Annotated in this window: 1 protein-coding gene; it reads left to right on the forward strand. The window is 38.6% G+C overall.

All coding sequences use genetic code 11. The annotated features are described in order from the left end of the window. Nucleotides 1-218: 218 nt before the first annotated feature. Nucleotides 219-647: a hypothetical protein gene (locus tag H5232_RS23410; protein WP_220496130.1), complete on the forward strand. Its 429-nt coding sequence runs from the start codon at nucleotides 219-221 to the stop codon at nucleotides 645-647. The last annotated feature ends 382 nt before the right edge of the window (nucleotides 648-1029 follow it).

The raw sequence follows: 1029 nt of genomic DNA on the forward strand, positions 1-1029 counted from the left end.
TAGAGGAGCCTTCAATCAATCGAACTACTGTATAAAAGACTTTGGTTGCAGCCAAAGCTTGGGCCTCACATTACCCGAACTAGGTTAAAATAATAATTAATTTATGGGTTTATTATCCATACAAGAGAATAAATAGTGATTCTCTTTAGTTTGTCATTTTTAGTTGCAAACAGCGCAATAAAACTGCCAAACTAGCTCACACATTATTCAGGCGTTTAGTGCTAAAAAATATGAGTGCTATCGAATATACAAATGATGGATTCAGGCTGTCTCTTGAGCCACTAGAGATTGAGGGGCGAACTAGTTCTATTGCATTTTCTATTGAAATAGAACTTAAAACCAAACCGGATGACAACCCTCTTTCCCAAAGCATGAAATTTAACTATCCTCATGTCTGGATTGAAACGGATGAACTTGATCGGTTTGAGAAAGAATTAAGTCAGATTCAAGAAGCAACACTTAGAGATATGAGTGATTATGTCTTATTTGCAGTACGTGGGTCGGATGCATCCACAGAATTAGAAATAAATCCTAGAGATGAGCGCATGTCGTCAAGCGCAGCAAATATCAACTCCATATTGTTGTTGGCTCCACGGGTTAAGAAGGGGCTGGCTAATACATTTAAAGAGTATCCCAAATGGTGGTGAAAGCACTTATCAAAAGGCTGCACCTGACATTTTTTGCTACGCTCAATTGTGTATGTCGCGTAGCTCAATTTTACACAATTGCTCAACGCTAAAACTGCAGGTGAGCTTGGCGTTAGCACTCAAGGATAGAACTGTGAATTTTTTAAGCTTGGATTCCATTATTGATACCTCACTCAACGATGATTTGTATCTACGAGATGGTTCCTGGAAAATTGTTAAAGGCTTAAATTCAGAAACTGAACAATGGTTAGATTTAGCGTAAGCGTCTAGCAAAGTGCACCTGCCAGTAACTCGTCAAACCGATTAAACTATTTCTTAATTTCAATTAGGAGATAGCCATGAGAAAAATGCGTAGCCTTGAGCAGTGGCGCAACATTATCGA

The sequence above is a fragment of the Pseudoalteromonas sp. SG41-5 genome, assembly GCF_014164495.1.
GTDB classification, from domain to species: Bacteria; Pseudomonadota; Gammaproteobacteria; order Enterobacterales; family Alteromonadaceae; genus Pseudoalteromonas; species Pseudoalteromonas rhizosphaerae.